The following is a 16040-nucleotide window of genomic DNA, read 5'->3' as shown; positions in this document are numbered from 1 at the left end:
GCCGCGCCACCTGGCAATACCCCAGTCTGGCGCCGCCCACCACACTTTCCTGCGCGGCACAGCATTTTGTTGCTGCGAGCACGTGATTTTCTGAAGCAAATTTTGCGATGCCGTATAATCTCAGACCGCCTTCAACTTCTGGACCCCGCCCGTCCACGATCTCAGAAAGTAGCAAATGAACAACAACGTGTCCCGCCCCGTCATGTCCAAGACCGATGCCCAACTGCGCGCAATTCTCGCGCGCCGCATCATGATTCTCGACGGTGCGATGGGCACTATCATTCAACAGTACAAGCTCGATGAAGTGGCTTACCGTGGCGGCCCGCAGGGCGCCTTCATTGATTTCGCCGCCCCGGCCGATTCCGGCGCGCGCGAGCTGTTCGTCAAAGGCAATAACGAACTGCTGACGCTGACCCAGCCGCAGGTGATACAGGAAATCCACGAGCGCTATCTGGCCGCCGGTGCCGACATCATCGAAACCAATACCTTTGGCGCTACCACCATCGCGCAGGACGACTACCACATGGGCCATCTGGCCTATGAAATGAACGTGCAAGCGGCCAAGCTGGCGCGCGCCGCCTGCGACAAGTACAGCAGCGCCGACAAGCCGCGCTTCGTGGCCGGCGCACTGGGCCCGACCCCGAAGACGGCTTCGATTTCGCCCGACGTCAACGATCCGGCCGCGCGCAACATCACTTTCGACCAGTTGGTTGCGGCCTACCACCAGCAGGTAGAAGGTCTGGTAGCCGGTGGCGTCGATCTGCTGCTGGTGGAAACCATCTTCGATACGCTCAACTGCAAGGCCGCCCTGTTCGCCATCGACCAGTACTATGAGCAGCACCCAGAGCAGCCACGCCTGCCGCTGATGATCTCAGGCACCGTCACCGATGCCTCGGGCCGCATCCTGTCCGGCCAGACCGTGCCCGCTTTCTGGAACTCGGTACGCCACGCCAAGCCGCTGACCATAGGCCTGAACTGCGCGCTCGGTGCAGCGCTGATGCGCCCGTATGCGGAAGAACTGTCGCAGATCGCCGATACCTTCGTCTGCATCTACCCGAATGCCGGCCTGCCCAACCCGATGAGCGACACCGGCTTCGACGAACTGCCGGCCGATACTTCGGCGCTGCTGCGCGAATTTGCCGAAGCAGGCTTCATCAACATCGCCGGCGGCTGCTGCGGCACCACGCCCGATCACATCCGCGCGATCGGCGAGATCCTAGCAACCACGGCGCCGCGCCAGGTGCCGCAAGTGCCGGTAGCCCAGCGCCTGTCCGGTCTGGAGCCGTTCACCATCGACGAGTCCTCGCTGTTCGTCAACGTGGGCGAGCGTACCAACGTGACGGGCTCGAAAGCCTTTGCGCGCATGATCCTCAACGAGCAGTATGACGAGGCTCTGAGCGTGGCGCGCCAGCAGGTGGAAAACGGCGCCCAGATCATCGACATCAACATGGACGAGGCGATGCTCGATTCGCAGGCCGCGATGACGCGCTTCCTGAATCTGATCGCGTCGGAACCGGACATCTCGCGCGTGCCTATCATGATCGATTCGTCCAAATGGTCGGTGATCGAAGCCGGCCTCAAATGCGTGCAGGGTAAATCGGTGGTCAACTCGATTTCGATGAAGGAAGGCGAGCAAGAATTCATCCGTCAGGCCAAGCTGTGCCTGAGCTACGGTGCTGCCGTGATCGTCATGGCCTTCGATGAAAAAGGTCAGGCCGATACCTTCGAGCGCAAGATCGAAATCTGCGCGCGTGCCTACAAGCTGCTGACGGAAACCGTGGGCTTCCCGCCGGAAGACATCATCTTCGACCCGAACATTTTTGCGATTGCCACCGGCATCGAAGAGCACAACAACTACGCGGTGGACTTCATCAACGCCACCCGCTGGATACGCGAAAATCTGCCGCACGCCAAAGTCTCGGGCGGCGTGTCCAACGTATCGTTCTCGTTCCGCGGCAATGATCCGGCGCGCGAAGCCATCCACACGGTATTCCTGTACCACGCCATCAAGGCCGGTATGACCATGGGCATCGTCAACGCCGGCATGGTGGGCGTGTACGACGAACTGCCGGCCGAGCTGCGCGAGCGCGTCGAAGACGTGGTGCTGAACCGCCGCGAAGACGCCACCGAGCGCATGATCGAATTCGCCGGCACGCTCAAAGCGGGCGCCGGCAAGCAGGATGCACAGAATCTGGAATGGCGCAATCTGCCGGTAGAAAAACGTCTGGCGCACGCGCTGGTGCACGGCATTACCCAGTACATCAACGAAGATACGGAAGCCATGCGCCAGCAGGTGATGGCGGCCAATGGCCGGCCTATCCACGTGATCGAAGGCCCGCTGATGGACGGTATGAACATCGTCGGCGACCTGTTCGGTCAGGGCAAGATGTTCCTGCCGCAGGTGGTCAAATCGGCGCGCGTGATGAAGCAGGCCGTGGCCCATCTGGTGCCGTTCATCGAAGAAGAAAAACTGGCGGAAGAAAAGCGTACCGGCATCGTCGCCAAACCGAAGGGCAAGATCGTCATCGCTACCGTCAAGGGCGATGTGCACGACATCGGCAAGAACATCGTCTCCGTGGTCCTGCAATGTAATAACTTCGAAGTGGTCAACATGGGCGTGATGGTGCCGTGCTCGGAAATTCTGGCGCGCGCCAAACTGGAGAACGCCGACATCATCGGCCTGTCCGGCCTGATCACGCCGTCGCTGGAAGAGATGGCCCACGTGGCCAAGGAAATGCAGCGCGACGAACACTTCCGCATGCTGAAGATCCCGCTGCTGATCGGCGGCGCCACCACCAGCCGCGCCCACACGGCCGTGAAGATCGCCCATAACTACGAAGGCCCGGTGGTGTATGTACCCGATGCTTCGCGTTCCGTCTCGGTGGCGCAGTCGCTGCTGACGCCGGAAAGCCGCCAGCAGTATATCGACGACATCGCCGAGGACTACGAGCGTATCCGCGTTCAGCACGCGGGCAAGAAAGCCCTGCCTATGCTGACGCTGGAACAGGCACGCGCCAACAAGATGGTGCTGTCGTTCGATGGTGCGAAGGCGCCCGTCAAGCCGAAGTTCATCGGCCGGCGCGAATTCAAGAATGTCGATCTGGCCACCATCGCCCAGTACATCGACTGGGGTCCGTTCTTCCAGACCTGGGATCTGGCCGGTCCGTTCCCTGCCATCCTCACGGACGAAGTGGTGGGCGAAGCGGCGACCAAGGTGTATGCCGAAGGACAGGCCCTGCTGAAGAAACTGATCGATGGCCGCTGGCTCACCGCGAATGGCGTGATCGCGCTGCTGCCGGCCAATAGCGTCAACCATGACGATATCGAAATCTATACGGACGACACGCGCAGCACGGTGGACTTCACCTACTACGGCCTGCGCCAGCAAAGCGTCAAGCCGGTGGTGGATGGCGTGCAGCGGCCTAACCAGTGTCTGGCCGACTTCATCGCCAGCAAGGACTCGGGCGTGAAGGATTACATCGGCATGTTCGCCGTCACGGCCGGCTTGGGCATCGAGAAGCACGAGCAGCGTTTCGAGGCAGCGCATGACGATTACTCGTCCATCATGCTGAAATCGCTGGCCGACCGTCTGGCCGAAGCGTTTGCCGAATATCTGCACCAGCGCGTACGTACCGACCTGTGGGGCTATGCGGCCGACGAAACGCTGGACAACAACGCCCTGATCGGCGAGCAGTACCGCGGCATCCGTCCGGCGCCCGGCTATCCGGCCTGCCCCGAGCACACCGTCAAGCGCGATATGTTCAAGACCATGCAACCGGAATCGCTCGGCATCACGCTGACGGAATCGTTCGCGATGCACCCGGGCGCGGCCGTATCCGGCTTCTACTTTGCCCATCCGGAAGCGAAGTATTTCGTGGTCGGTAAAATCGGCCAGGACCAGCTCGACGATATGGCGACGCGCCGTCAGGTCGACAAGGCACAACTGGAAAGCTGGCTGGCCCCTAACCTGTCCTGAGCCCGCGCCTGGCGGGCCGGGCAACCCGCTAGACGGCTGCCATCAGCAGGGTGGCGGGCGTCTGCGTGGCCGGCGGGTGGGCCAGCAGCGAAGAGTCAGGCGCGAGATGGGCCTGAAACAGTTTGAGCGCTTCCGACGTCAGCGCAACGAAGGCGCTCTGGTGTTCCTGCAACTGGCGCATCATCCACTGCCAGCCTTCGTCCGTCTCCTGCAGCCACACCATGCCATCGGGGAAGGCACGCGGTATCGCGTGCAGCGGCGCACGCACCACGATGCTGCTTTGCTTACCCCACAAGAAATCCGGCGGCAAGGCCCGCTGCCAGCCGAAGCCATTCTGCTCGGCATAAGTGTGGTTATGGCGGAAAGTCAGATCGACCACTTCGCGCTCGCTCACCAGATCGTCGGCCGATTCTATCCAGCAATGATAGGAACCGCCGGCCGGATTGGCAAAGGCGGCGTTGTCGAGCATGGTCATCAGCTGGCCGCCGCCACAATCGACGGCCGCCAGCCCCGCCACGGGGCGGTACACGCGGTCCAGCACGATGCTGATCAGGTTGGAGCCGACAATGGCATACACATGACACAGCGAGCTGTATTGTCTGGGGTAGTACTGGCGTATGACCTGATTCACACAATGGGCGATCAGGCTGCGGATGGGTAAAGCCATCGTTTACTCACGTAACAGAATGTTACCTTATGTATCGGGTTGATTCAGAGAAACTTTAGCCCGATGGGTCAACTTCCACGCTGTTACGTGCGGCCGGACGGCGCTTCTATTGCTGCGCCTCGCGGCGGAATTTCCCGATAGCCAGCGCAGCAAACACCAGCGCAAAGCCCAGCAGCACGGCCACCGGCGGCAGCACGGCATCCAGCCCCAGCCCGCGCCACGTGACGGCATCAAAGCCATCCACTGCCCAGCGGGTCGGAATGGCCAGCGTGACTTGCTGCATCCACTCGGGGAAGATGAAAGATGGCACCCAGGCGCCGCCCAGCATCACCATGATCATGGTGGCGAACACAGCCATACCGCGCGCGGCTTCCGGGGTTTTGCCGAAGGCCGCAATCAGCAGGCCGAAGGCGGCCGTCATCAGCGCGAAACTGATGGCCAGAATCAGGAAGCCGGCCAGCGTGCTGATGGTGACTTTAAAGATCAGCATGGCGCAGGCGAACAGTGCGCACATCAGCCCCAGCGCTATCAGCGCGCCGGACAGGCCGCGCCCGAGCAGCACGGTGGTCAGTGTCACGGGCGCGGCCATCAGGCGGTTCCAGATGCCCGAGCGGCGGGCCAGCAGGATGCTGATGCCCATATCGATGCCCATGAACAGGATGAACTGCACACCCATGCCGGCAAACGAATGGGCATAGCCGTTGTAGCGCGGGCCGCTGCTCAGCGCTTCATCCTTGGTACTGAACGGCACGCTCATGCCGGCCGGTTTCTTGTTGGCCTGCGCGTCCGCCTGGCCTTCCGCCTGCTGCTTGTGTGCAGTGGCGGCACGCTGGTCCTGATATTTTTTCAGGCTGCCGAGAAAGTCGCTGAGCTGGGCCTTGTCGTCTGCCGCCAGATCGCTGCTGGCCACCTGCTCGAGTTGCTTGCTGGTCACGCTGCTATCCGTGAAGCTGAAGGCTGCGGCGCTGCTGGCCTGCATCACCTGCTGGGTCAGCAAGCCTTTCACCATGGCCAGCATGGTCGATTGGGAAGGATCGTAGTACACCGTCAGGCTGGGCTTGTCGATGCCGCTGAACAGGGCATCGGCAGCGCGCTGGCCAAAGCCGGCCGGGATCACCACCGCCACCGGCAGCTTGCCTTTGCGCACCTGCGCCTGCGCTGCCGCTTCATCGAGCAGGCTGACCTTGAGCGCGCTATCGGCCTGCAGGCCCGCCGCAATCTGCTTGCCCACGTCCGACTGGTCAAGCACAACCAGCCCCACTTCCACCTTGCTGGTATTGGCTTCCGGCCCGCCGCCGAACAGCGAACCGAAGAAGGCGGCCAGTACTACCGGCATCAGCAGATGCATCATCAGGGCGCGCTTATCGCGCAGATACAGTTTCACATCCTTGCGGATCAAAGCTATCAGAGCAGTCATGGTGATCAGTCGCGCAGCGAACGGCCAGTGAGGTTGAGGAAGATGTTTTCCAGCGAAGTTTTCGCCGTGGCGAAATGCAGCAGGGTCACGCCCTGCCCGGCCAGCCAGCCCAGCACGGCTGCCGCCTGCGCCGCCTCGGCCAGCGCGATGCTGAGCTGCTGGCCGCTGGCCTGCACACTACGCACGCCGTCCAGAGCGGACAGTGCGGCCACCAGTTCGGCGCCGGCCGGCACGGCCAGTTCCACCTGCAGCGCCGCTTGCGCGGGCAGGCGCTGGTACAGGGCGGCCGGGGTTTCGTCGGCCAGCACCTTGCCGTGGTCAATGATGACCAGATGGTCGGCCAGCCGCTCCACTTCTTCCATGTAGTGGCTGGTGTAAATCAGCGCGCAGCCTTGCGCCTGCAGGGCTTCCAGCGTGTCGAAGATGGCATTGCGGCTTTGCGGATCGACGCCCACCGTGGGTTCATCGAGGATCAGCAGTTGCGGCTCATGCAGCAAGGCCGCCGCAATATTCAGACGCCGTTTCATGCCGCCCGAAAAAGTCGAGGGATTATCGCCGGCACGGTCGCTCAGGTTGACCAGCGCCAGCACCTGTTCGCAGCGCTGCTTGAGCTGCGCGCCCTTGAGGCCGTACAGGGCACCGAACAGCTTGAGGTTTTCCAGTGAGGACAGATCGTCGTACAGCGCCAGATCCTGCGGCACGTAGCCGATCAGCTGTTTGGCCGCGCTGGCGCCCTGCGTCACGGGCACGCCATTCAGCAGGATGCTGCCGCTATCGCTGCGCAGCAGGCCGCAGATCATGCTGACCGTGGTGGACTTGCCGGCGCCGTTAGGGCCGATCAGGCCCACCGTCTGGCCCTGCTGTACCTGAAAGCTCACCCCGTCCACGGCCTTGCGCGCACCGTAGGATTTGCTGAGCTGATTGACGCTGAGTAGAACCGCTGCCATAAGCCATCCCGTCGCTGGTATTTTCGATAAGCGGCCAGCATAGCGATGGCATGCTAATTAGGCAAGATGGCAGAGAGGAAATACAAAAATATGAACTTTTTGCGCAACAAGGGGCCTAAACGGGAATGTCGCCAACCGGCGGCTCTATCAAGGAGGTGTATATGGCAACTCATCCGGAAAACCATCCATCCCTCAAGCGCTGGCAGGATCAGCTGATCTTGCTGCTGGGCTTGTGGTTCTTTGTATCACCGTGGGTATTTTCCTATCCCATCCCGTCGATACAGGCGGGGACCGCCATGATATCGGGCGCCGTGATGGCCGTACTGGCCGCGTTTGACCTGTACAAAACCTATTTCTGGGCAGTGCTGCTCAACCTGCTCGTGGGATTGTGGGTGGCGCTGTCGCCATGGCTGATGAAAATTGCCGACAACCGCGAACTGATGTGGAATTCGCTGCTGGTCGGCATCGCCGTAGTGGTACTGGCACTGTGGGAAATGCGCACCGATCCGGAACTGCACAAGCACTGGCCCGGCGCAGGGCACGCAACCTGATCCGGTTCAGCGCACCGGCCCGCAACGTCGTATCAAAGGGCGTAGCGCACCACGTTGTCGCTCCACTCGAAGGCAGCCATTTCCAGCTCCAGTAGATCGTCGGTGGAAACGGCCAGATCGCGCAGCGTGGGCAGTATCTGGTGGTCCAGGTCTTCGATGCGCTCTATGCATTCGGCCAGTTTGAGCAGGTCGCCGAAGAAGCCTTCGCGCTCGAGCAGCGCACGGGTGACTTCGGCACTGACGGGTATCTGCGCCAGGATGTCGGCCATCGGCAAGCCGAACAGCGTATCCATCAGCGACATGATGCCCACGGTGAAAGCAATTTCCGACGACTGGCGATGGGCGGGCCGCAGCTTGCCGGCCAACAGTTCCAACAAGCGGCCACGGGTAGTGGCCAGCATCAGCAGCGGGGTCATGCTATGGCCCCGCTTGCTGGGTTCGGCGTACAGCATGATCTGCAGCCAGCGCTGCAATTGGCGCCGGCCCAATATCATCACAGCCTGACTCAGCGAATCGACGCGGTGGCGCAAGCCCACGGCCGGCGTATTTACCAGCCGCAGCAGATTCAGCGCGAGCGACACATCACGCTTGATGGCCCGCTCGACTTCCATATTGTCCGCTTCGGAAGTGACCAGCGTCATCAGCTCCATCACGGCCAACTGCGACGGCGACAGCTTCTTGCCGCTCATGATGACGGGCTTGGCAAAGTAATAGCCCTGGAAATAATCGAAGCCCAGATCCAGGCAGTTCTTGAATTCTTCGCGGCTTTCCACTTTCTGCGCGATCAGGGTTTTGCGGCTTTCGCGGAAGCGCGGCGCCAGCTTCATCAGGCTGGACAGGTCCACCTTCTGCACATCGAGCTTGACGTAGTCCACCAGCGGCAACAAACGGTGCAGGCCCGGCGCCGTGCCCTGCACTTCGTCGAGCGCAAAGCGGAAACCCTGGGCATGCAGTTCGGCCATGCGGCTGATCAGCGCAGGCGTGACAGGCGTGTGTTCGCTCACTTCCAACACCAGCCGTTCGCGCGGCAGGAAGGAGAAGATATCCGTCATGAGGACTTCGGCATCGACATTGACGAAGCCCAGCGCATCCCCCACCGTGCGCTCCATGCCCAGCTGGGAAGCATGGGCGATCACGGCGGCCGTGGCCGTCAGCTCGTTGCTGATGCGGGCCGGACCGACCGGCGCATTACGGAACAGCAATTCGTAGGCAAACAGCGACTGATTACGGTCCAGTATAGGCTGCCGTCCCAGATAGAACTCACGCACGCGTAATTGGTCGGCTTCGGGGCCACGGGGAGATAGTTCGATCATTGCGTTTGCCAGTACAAAAAGCGGCGACACTGCGCCATGCTATTATTTTGACATCAAACCGCAACCATGTCTTGAAATATTTACATCACAGTTGCGCTTCCGGCATGCCGTCCACGAACACTTTCAACTCACCGGGCTGAAACGCCGTCCATTGTTCATTGCTCGTCAGAGGTTGCGTCACGATGATGGCCACCCGGTCATTCGGAGTAGTCACCTGTGAGAAATCCACCTGCACATCTTCATCCGACAAGTGCGCCGTGTCAAACGGAAACTGACGAACCAGATACACCAGATGGGTAGAACAGTGGGCAAACAGTTCTGCGCCCGAGGACAGCAGCATATTGAACGTGCCATAGGCGGCAATTTCCTGCGTCAGCTCGGCCAGCGCTACGCGCAGCGCCGCCCGCTCGGGACGCGCCGTGCCAAAGCGGTTGCGCAATTGCTGCATGATGTAGCAGAACGCCAGCTCGCTATCGGTGCTGCCGACGGGACGGTAAGGCCCGTCCAGCACAGGCGCAAAAGCTTTGAGGTCGCCATTGTGGGCAAACACCCAGTACTGGCCCCACAGCTCGCGCACAAACGGATGGCAGTTCTCCAGCGCCACCTGGCCCTGCGTGGCCTTGCGGATGTGAGCGATCACATTCTTGGACTTGATGGGATAGCGCTTGATCAGCTCGGCGATGGGCGAGTTCACGGCCGCCTGATGATCGACGAAATGGCGCACGCCGGCGCCCTCGAAAAAGGCAATGCCCCAGCCATCGTGGTGGGTGTCGGTCTGGCCGCCACGCATGGCAAAGCCGGTAAAGCTGAACACAATGTCGGTCGGCACATTGCAGTTCATCGCGAGTAATTGGCACATCACCCGATTATACCCACTGGCAGTATGGGCAAAACAGCGAATTTACGAACGCAATAAAAAACCGGTGCGGGCGCAGAGCGCGCCGGCACCGGTGCATGGCCATACCGCGCCTTTCAGTGCGGCGTAGCGGGATAGCTCATGACTTCGTTATAGCTGCCGAGGAATTCGTCGATCTCGGCCATCGTCGGTTCGCTCGCGATCAGTTCGCTGACGTCGCGGCGGAAATTCTGCGCCAGTATGCCGTTGATGAAAATTTCGCGCTTGCCCCCCTTGTCGACAATTTCATAGCCGCCGAAGCGCAAAGCTTCATGGCTGCGGTCGACGCCAAACTCGAGGACGCTGAACTGTTCGCTGTTGTAGATGAGGTTCATGCTGCTTCCTTTCACTAGGGACGTAACACTAGTCGGTTGCGTCTTCCCCACCCAAATGGGGCTGGAGACGCCCAATTACAAGTACGGCGGCCGGCGGTCCGGCGCTCCGGCGGCCGGCGCTCCGACACTCCGGCCGATCGGCAGCAGGGTTCAGGCAGCCAGATCAGCTTGCAGGTCCAGCAAGGCGGCATACGGGGCCGCCTGTAAAAAGTCACGGAACAGCTCGAGGTGCTCGGCACTGGCCAGCCCGATATACAGCTGTTGGGGCGGATGGCGCAGAACACGGTTCAATGTTACCCGCAAAACCAGATTGCCGCTGCAATGCAGGCAACCGGGGGCAATACGCAACACTTGCACACTAGGAGAGGTATCGGCCAGATCGGCCAGCGGCGATAGCCCGGTGGGCATGCCTTCGAGTATGACGACACGGGAAACTGCTGCACCAGCGGGGGATGCAGCAGCGAGGCGGGCGGCAATGGCCGTTTCGCGCCCCGCGCCGGTAGCGAGCCAGGTGGGGACCGGCGCGCGTGCTGCAGCGCCGGACACCGGCTTACACGCCTTTCTTGGCCAGCTTGCCGGGCTCCACGCCCAGTTGCTTGAGCTTGCGGTACAAGTGGGTACGTTCCAGCCCCGTTTTTTCCGCCACACGGGTCATGCTGCCCCCTTCGCGGCCCAGATGGTGCTCGAAGTACATGCGCTCGAAAGCGTCGCGCGCTTCGCGCAGCGGCAGGTCGAACGACAGGTTGAACATGTGGTTATCGGCACCGGCGATGGTGGCACCGCCGCGCACGGCAATTGCCGCCGCCGGGCTGGCCTGGCCGAAGCCGCTGCCACTGCTCTCTTCCACCGGGCTAGCCACTACCGGGCGAGTCGCCAGCGCTGGCGCGCGCACGGTTTCCTGCGCACGGGTCAGGCCCTGTTGCACAGCCTTCAGAAGTTTCTGCAAGGCAATTGGCTTCTCGAGGAAGTTGAGTGCGCCTATGCGCGTCGCTTCCACGGCCGTATCGATGGTGGCATGGCCCGACATCATGATTACCGGCATGGTCAGCAGACCATCGCGCTGCCATTCCTTGAGCAGCGTGACGCCGTCCGTATCCGGCATCCAGATATCGAGCAGCACCAGATCCGGCGCCCCGGCGGCACGGGCTTCGCGCGCCTGCTGGGCGTTCTCCGCCAGTGTAATTGCATGTCCTTCGTCGCTCAGTATCTCCGAGAGCAACTCGCGGATACCCATTTCATCGTCCACTACCAGAATATTTGCCATCTTCCCTTGCCTTCCTCATTTCGCCAGCTTGTAGCCGGCAATGATTTTTCTAATCCGTGCAACTCAGGTACTTACTGCGGTACTAACTTCGGTACTTACTGCGGTACTAACTTAGGTATTGTGCGTCGTCGGCGCTAACTTTAACAGCAAAATCACTACCGACGCACCACTTCTATCGACATGGTTCTGAATATCGATCCGTCCACCATGTTCTTCGATAATCTTTTTGACCATAGGCAGCCCCAGTCCCGTGCCTTTGGCCTTGGAGGTGACATAGGGCTCGAAGGCCCGCGCCAGGATTTTCGGCGCAAAACCGGGCCCATTATCGCTGATTGCCAGCCGTACAGCCGTACGGGTGCTGCCATCCGCGCCCTGATAATGAATCGCTTCGCTGATCACGTCAATGTGGGCCGGCGGTGCGCCCTCGGGGCGTTCGGCCATGGCATCCTGCGAATTCTGCAGCAGATTGTGGATCACTTGACGTAGTTGCGTGGCGTCGCCCATCACCAGCGGTAGGCCCGGCGTCAGCTGCGGGTAGATGATATCGTCATCCTCGCCGGCCAGATACAGGTGCAGGATCTCTTCGATCAGCGCATTCAGGTCCAGCGGTTCCAGCTGGGCCGGCGGGGTTTTGGCGTAATCGCGGAAATCGTCCACCATGCGCTTCATGGCCGCTACCTGATTGACGATGGTGGCCGTGCCCTTGTTGAGCAGTTCGTTATCGGCCGGTGCCAGCTTGCCATCGAGCTTCATCTGCATGCGCTCGGCCGACAACTGAATAGGCGTCAGCGGATTCTTGATCTCGTGCGCCAGACGGCGCGCCACTTCGCCCCAGGCGATCGAACGCTGCGCCGAAATCACGTCGGAAATATCGTCGAACACTACCAGATAGCCGCTTTCGCCCCCTTCGATGGGCAGACGCGAACCGCGCGCCAGCAAGGTCTGATCGTTATCATCCAGGCTGGCCGTGCGGCGCGGCACTTCGATCTGGCGCTGCCAGTGCAGGCGCTGCAACGTGCGGTCCGAGGCCGACTGGGCGCTCTGGGCCGCAAATGCGGCCACGATGGCGCCGCCGAATTCCTGCAGACCTTCGATCTGGTCCAGCTTCTGGCCCAGCATGGCCGAGCCGGACTGCTGCAGGATGCGCTCCACCGAGTCATTGCAGCTGACCAGATGGAATTCGGGATCGAGCACCATCACCCCGGCCGACATATTCGCCAGCACGGATTCCAGGTGGGCCTTGGCGTTCTGCAGCGCGGTGCGGTTCAGCTCGACTGCGGTGCGCGCATCGAACAACTGGCGCGTCATGATATTGAACGACTGGGTCAGCGTGCCCAGTTCGTCGGAGGTGGTCATGATGGGGCGCGGCGACAGGTCGCCCTCGGCCACGGCACGCGTACCTTCGGCCAGCAGCAGCAGCGGCTGGGCCAGATCGCTGGCAATCAGGAAGGCGCTGGCGATGGCGCCAAACACGGCCAGCAGCAGGGTCAGCGTCAGCGTGACGATGTACATCTTGCGCAACCCGACCCGCGCGACGAAGCGTTCCTTGTAATCGGAATAAGCACTGCGTATGGTTTCGCCATCGGCCGCCAGCTGCTCGGGTGCCAGCTGGATCAGCTGCAGATAACGCGGTGCCAGATGCACGCCGTTCGGCTGCGGCCGCTCGGGTATCGGCAGCACCACGCGCAGGCGCAGCTGGTGCACCACGTCGCGCGAACCGCCAGGTGCGTTGATCAGATTGCTGCGCAGTTCGTTACCCCCTTCGGGCGCGCCATACAGGCCGTCGCTCTTGGCCTTGGCCATCATTTCGCTGGTCGGCAGGTCGGCGCTCAGGTTGCCGCCACGATTCGCGCGCGCGCTGATGATCAGCCCCCCTTCCGCATCGACGATGATGGCGTTCTGCATACCGTACTGCTGCTTGACCAGATAGGCCAGCGTGGCCCGCTCCGTGCCGAATGGCTGTTCCGATAGCTGGTCGGCGGTGCGGCGCGCCGTGCCCTGCAGCTCGTTGAGCGCGGTATCGAGGCCCGCGCGGCCCAGATTGATGCCGGACTGCAGCGCTTCTTCCACCGGCACGTTGAACCAGGAATCAATCGAATGGGAGACGAACTGGATGGAAACGAAGAAGATGACCAGCCCCGGCAGCACGCCTATGGCCGCGAACAGCAGCACCAGCCGCGTCATCAGGCGCGAGCCGAAAGCCCCCGTGCGGAAGCGTACGTACAGACGGAACAGCGAAACGGCCACCAGCAGCAGCAGGGCCACGGCCACGGCCGCGTTCAGGCCCAGCAGCCAGCCATAGTAGCGGTCGAAAAAGCCGGAATTATCGGATGCGGAAGCCAGCAGGAACAGCAGTATGCTGACAACCACGCCGCCAACGACGGATGCATACCGCAATGCTGTATTCACTTACTCCGCCTTGTACTGGAAAATTTTCTTGTCCGAGGTCAAACGCCATTCGCTGTTATTCAGCGCGCTGACTTTGAGAGGCTTGGAGATGTAATTGGTGTCCAGCCCCATGCTCAGCTTGACGTTGTAGTTCTCGCCCACTTTGAGGGCTGTACGGGGCGCCACCACCCAGCGGTTGGGGTTGCGGATCGACAGCAGCGCATCTTCCAGCGAGGACGAATAGTTCTGCTTCAGGCTGCCATTCACGTTGACGCTGTATTTGCGCGTCAGCACGTTATAGCCGAGTACTATGGTCTGGCGCGCAACTATCGCCTTTTCATCGAACCAGTACCAGCGCGGGCGGGTGAATTCCACTTCCGTGGTGAAGTACAGCGACACGCCATGTTGCAGCGTATCTTCCATGTCGCTGCTCAGTTCGAAACCATAGCGCGCGTTCAGGCGGTAGCCTTCTTCGCTCGCCTCGATGCTGGCGCGGCGGATTTCCACGCCATCGGCGCGTGCCACCTGCGGCAATAGGCACGCCAGTATCAGCAGGAGTTGGGCGATCAGCAGGCGAAAAACTCGTCGTGTCACGTCAGGGCCGGTACTTGGTTGCTGCGGGCAAAGGGAGCTAATACTACGCATTTTTCTGGAACAGGGCGTAGAACAAGCCATCTTGATCCTGTCCCGCTACGCCACCCGGCAGCAGCTGGCCGGGGGCATCGAGCCGCACAGCCTGATGCCGTACTGCGAATGCCGCGGCCTGCGCCTCGGATTCCTGTGGCCAGAGCGAACAGGTCACGAATAGCAATTTACCACCCGGTGCCAGCATCTGCCAAAGGTTGTCGAGGATTTTGGCGGAAAGTGTTGCTAGTTGGAGCGTGTCGCCCTTGCGCCGCAGCCAGCGGATATCGGGGTGGCGCCGTACGATGCCGGAGGCCGTGCACGGCACATCGGCCAGTATGCGGTCGAACTGCTGGCCATCCCACCAGGCTGCGCTCTGGGCATCGGCCGTGCGCAAGGTGGCTTGCAGCTGCAGCCGTTCGAGGTTCTCGCCTACGCGCGCCAGCCGCTTGGGATCGGCATCGAGTGCGGTCACTTGGGCATCAGCCAGTTCCAGTATGTGGCAGGTTTTGCCGCCCGGCGCCGCGCACGCGTCGAGCACGCGCATGCCGTCCTGCACATCGAGCAGGGGCGCGGCCAGCTGGGCGCCGGCATCCTGTACCGACACCACGCCCTCGGCAAAACCGGGGATCAGATGCACGCCCACGGGTTTTTCCAGCCGCACGGCATACGGGCCGATAGCGCTGGCCGCCATGCCGGCTTGCTGCAGGCGCTGCAGATACTGCTCCATGCTGGTTTTACGGGCATTGATGCGCAGCGTCAGCGGCGGCGCGCCATTGCCGGCCTGGAGGATGGCCTGCCAGTCGCGCGGCCAGGCCGTGCGGGCCGCATCTATCCACCATTGCGGGTAATTCCACTGCGCCACTGGCTGCAGCAGCGCAGTCTCCAGCAGGGCCGCGCGTTCGCGCTGGAAGCGGCGCAGCACGGCGTTGACCATGGCTTTGGCGCGCGCCGTGTCGGGGTGGGCTTCGGCCGCCGTCACGGTCTGGTTGACCACGGTGAATTCTTCGTACGGTGCTACTGCATCGGGCGCCGTCATCAGGGCCAGCGCGCAGGCCAGCAAGGCCGCCACCAGCGCATCGGGCGCTTTCGGCGCCAACTGGGCGATCAGGGCTTCGCTCTGGCCGAGCTGGCGCATGCAGCGATAGGCAATATCCTGCATGGCGCCACGCGCCTGCGGACTGGTCTCGCTGCGCGCCCACAGCTGGGCCAGCGCCTGCGGCAGATTGGTGCCGGTACGTACCAGCGCCACGGCCTGTGCTGCGCCCAGCAGGCTGTATGCCAGCGAATCGCCTTTCAACGAAGTCTGGAAGCTGGTCTGCAAGGCCGGTTTGAACTCGCGCGCATGGCTGGCACGCAGCGCAGCAGGTCGTTCTTGAGCTGGACGCGGCGCGCGCTCCTGAGCCGGGGCCCGGACCGGTGCGGCGGTCCTGGCTGGTGCCTGGGATGGTGCCTGGGCTGGCGTTTGGGCAGGTCCTCGGGCTGACTCCCTGGCCGGCCCGCGGGCTGGCGCCTTGGCTACGGCCTTGGCGGGTGCCTTGGCTGGCGCCTTGGCGGAGGTCTTCAGAGAGAGCGTCGGACGCTTGTTCATATGCTAATTCCAGAGTGGGTGGCACCAGCGTGGCTGCGGGTCCGGGGCAGCTATCACACACTAAACGCCAAG

13 protein-coding genes are annotated in these 16040 nt (G+C 62.0%); 2 read left to right on the top strand and 11 right to left on the bottom strand.

Features of this window, described 5'->3' with window-relative positions:
• Nucleotides 1-202 precede the first annotated feature (202 nt).
• Nucleotides 203-3976: a methionine synthase gene (gene metH, locus GM655_RS08345; RefSeq protein WP_155434789.1), complete on the top strand. Its 3774-nt coding sequence runs from the start codon at nucleotides 203-205 to the stop codon at nucleotides 3974-3976.
• A gap of 28 nt (nucleotides 3977-4004) precedes the next feature.
• Here metH and GM655_RS08340 read toward each other — a convergent pair whose 3' ends face one another.
• The 3 genes from GM655_RS08340 to GM655_RS08330 form a co-directional block, all read right to left on the bottom strand.
• Entirely contained in the window at nucleotides 4005-4643 is a 639-nt protein-coding gene (locus GM655_RS08340) for a hypothetical protein (RefSeq protein WP_155434229.1), read from the bottom strand.
• Nucleotides 4644-4749: 106 nt separating this feature from the next.
• Nucleotides 4750-6060, bottom strand: coding sequence for an ABC transporter permease (locus tag GM655_RS08335; RefSeq protein WP_155434228.1), 1311 nt, complete (start codon nucleotides 6058-6060; stop codon nucleotides 4750-4752).
• Nucleotides 6061-6065: 5 nt separating this feature from the next.
• Nucleotides 6066-7007, bottom strand: a complete 942-nt coding sequence (locus GM655_RS08330; protein WP_155434227.1) for an ABC transporter ATP-binding protein — start codon at nucleotides 7005-7007, stop codon at nucleotides 6066-6068.
• A 161-nt stretch (nucleotides 7008-7168) separates the two neighbouring features.
• Between GM655_RS08330 and GM655_RS08325 the strand changes: the two genes are divergently transcribed.
• Entirely contained in the window at nucleotides 7169-7558 is a 390-nt protein-coding gene (locus GM655_RS08325) for an SPW repeat protein (protein ID WP_155434226.1), read from the top strand.
• 32 nt (nucleotides 7559-7590) lie between these two features.
• On the opposite strand, the gene GM655_RS08320 is transcribed toward GM655_RS08325, so the two are convergent.
• The 8 genes from GM655_RS08320 to rsmB form a co-directional block, all read right to left on the bottom strand.
• Nucleotides 7591-8871, bottom strand: a complete 1281-nt coding sequence (locus GM655_RS08320) for an EAL and HDOD domain-containing protein (RefSeq protein WP_155434225.1) — start codon at nucleotides 8869-8871, stop codon at nucleotides 7591-7593.
• Nucleotides 8872-8956: 85 nt separating this feature from the next.
• Complete coding sequence (locus tag GM655_RS08315; protein ID WP_155434224.1) at nucleotides 8957-9730, bottom strand: class II glutamine amidotransferase; 774 nt, start codon at nucleotides 9728-9730, stop codon at nucleotides 8957-8959.
• A gap of 113 nt (nucleotides 9731-9843) precedes the next feature.
• Nucleotides 9844-10101 (bottom strand): BTH_I0359 family protein, encoded by a 258-nt coding sequence (locus tag GM655_RS08310; protein WP_155434223.1) that lies wholly within the window; start codon nucleotides 10099-10101, stop codon nucleotides 9844-9846.
• Nucleotides 10102-10251: 150 nt separating this feature from the next.
• Nucleotides 10252-10647, bottom strand: coding sequence for a GTPase (locus tag GM655_RS08305; RefSeq protein ID WP_308807403.1), 396 nt, complete (start codon nucleotides 10645-10647; stop codon nucleotides 10252-10254).
• Nucleotides 10648-10651: 4 nt separating this feature from the next.
• Complete coding sequence (locus tag GM655_RS08300) at nucleotides 10652-11365, bottom strand: response regulator (protein WP_155434222.1); 714 nt, start codon at nucleotides 11363-11365, stop codon at nucleotides 10652-10654.
• Between the two features lie 111 nt (nucleotides 11366-11476).
• On the bottom strand, nucleotides 11477-13774 hold the full coding sequence (locus GM655_RS08295; RefSeq protein ID WP_371866751.1) for a sensor histidine kinase: 2298 nt from the start codon (nucleotides 13772-13774) through the stop codon (nucleotides 11477-11479).
• Nucleotides 13775-14347 (bottom strand): DUF4390 domain-containing protein, encoded by a 573-nt coding sequence (locus tag GM655_RS08290; RefSeq protein ID WP_371866750.1) that lies wholly within the window; start codon nucleotides 14345-14347, stop codon nucleotides 13775-13777.
• A gap of 43 nt (nucleotides 14348-14390) precedes the next feature.
• Nucleotides 14391-15968 carry a 16S rRNA (cytosine(967)-C(5))-methyltransferase RsmB gene (rsmB, locus tag GM655_RS08285; RefSeq protein WP_229632473.1) on the bottom strand — a complete coding sequence of 526 codons (1578 nt, stop codon included), beginning with the start codon at nucleotides 15966-15968 and terminating at the stop codon, nucleotides 14391-14393.
• Nucleotides 15969-16040: the final 72 nt, after the last annotated feature.

Origin of the sequence: Pseudoduganella danionis, from assembly GCF_009720775.1 — a bacterium.
GTDB classification, from domain to species: Bacteria; Pseudomonadota; Gammaproteobacteria; order Burkholderiales; family Burkholderiaceae_D; genus Rugamonas; species Rugamonas danionis.
Note: the sequence above shows the minus strand (reverse complement) of the source record. Positions and strands in the feature narration are given on the sequence as shown.

Coding starts and splice junctions, on each gene's coding strand:
- rsmB (WP_229632473.1), bottom strand. CDS start 15,968: ATGAACAAGCGTCCGACGCTCTCTCTGAAGACCTCCGCCAAGGCGCCA.
- GM655_RS08330 (WP_155434227.1), bottom strand. CDS start 7,007: ATGGCAGCGGTTCTACTCAGCGTCAATCAGCTCAGCAAATCCTACGGT.
- GM655_RS08340 (WP_155434229.1), bottom strand. CDS start 4,643: ATGGCTTTACCCATCCGCAGCCTGATCGCCCATTGTGTGAATCAGGTC.
- GM655_RS08310 (WP_155434223.1), bottom strand. CDS start 10,101: ATGAACCTCATCTACAACAGCGAACAGTTCAGCGTCCTCGAGTTTGGC.
- GM655_RS08325 (WP_155434226.1), top strand. CDS start 7,169: ATGGCAACTCATCCGGAAAACCATCCATCCCTCAAGCGCTGGCAGGAT.
- GM655_RS08335 (WP_155434228.1), bottom strand. CDS start 6,060: ATGACTGCTCTGATAGCTTTGATCCGCAAGGATGTGAAACTGTATCTG.
- GM655_RS08315 (WP_155434224.1), bottom strand. CDS start 9,730: ATGTGCCAATTACTCGCGATGAACTGCAATGTGCCGACCGACATTGTG.
- GM655_RS08320 (WP_155434225.1), bottom strand. CDS start 8,871: ATGATCGAACTATCTCCCCGTGGCCCCGAAGCCGACCAATTACGCGTG.
- GM655_RS08300 (WP_155434222.1), bottom strand. CDS start 11,365: ATGGCAAATATTCTGGTAGTGGACGATGAAATGGGTATCCGCGAGTTG.
- metH (WP_155434789.1), top strand. CDS start 203: ATGTCCAAGACCGATGCCCAACTGCGCGCAATTCTCGCGCGCCGCATC.